The sequence below is a fragment of the Nocardiopsis sp. MG754419 genome, from assembly GCF_018207095.1.
Lineage (GTDB): Bacteria > Actinomycetota > Actinomycetes > Streptosporangiales > Streptosporangiaceae > Nocardiopsis.
Map to the genome: position 1 here is coordinate 1 of NZ_QOCZ01000373.1, position 432 is coordinate 432.

The following is a 432-nucleotide window of genomic DNA, read 5'->3' on the forward strand; positions in this document are numbered from 1 at the left end:
CCGCCCGCACCGCCGTCAACATCTCCTGCGGCTCCCCGTCCTTGATGAGGAACCCGCCGGCCCCGCCCCGCAACGCCTCGAACACGTATTCGTCCAGCTCGAAGGTGGTCAACACCACCACACGGGTAGCGGCCGTCACCGGGTCGTCGGCGATGATGCGCAGCGCCGCCAACCCGTCCAAGCCCGGCATACGCACATCCATCAACACCACGTCGGGGCGCAGCTCACGCACCAGCTCGACCACCGCCCGACCGTCGGCGGCCTCCCCCACCAGCTCCATGTCCTCCTCCGCCTCCAACAGCACCCGCAACCCCATCCGCACCAGCGGCTGATCGTCGGCCACCACCACCCGCACCATCACCGCACCCCCATGACCGGAAACTCCGCCCGCACCCGCACACCACCGCGCTCGGACACCCCCACCTCCAAGGT

At 69.9% G+C, this 432-nt stretch carries 1 protein-coding gene; it reads right to left on the reverse strand.

Features of this window, described 5'->3' with window-relative positions; translation table 11 throughout:
- Positions 1 to 358: response regulator transcription factor (locus tag DSY14_RS28170; protein WP_211719610.1), on the reverse strand; the 358-nt coding region annotated here is incomplete at its 3' end.
- Positions 359 to 432: the final 74 nt, after the last annotated feature.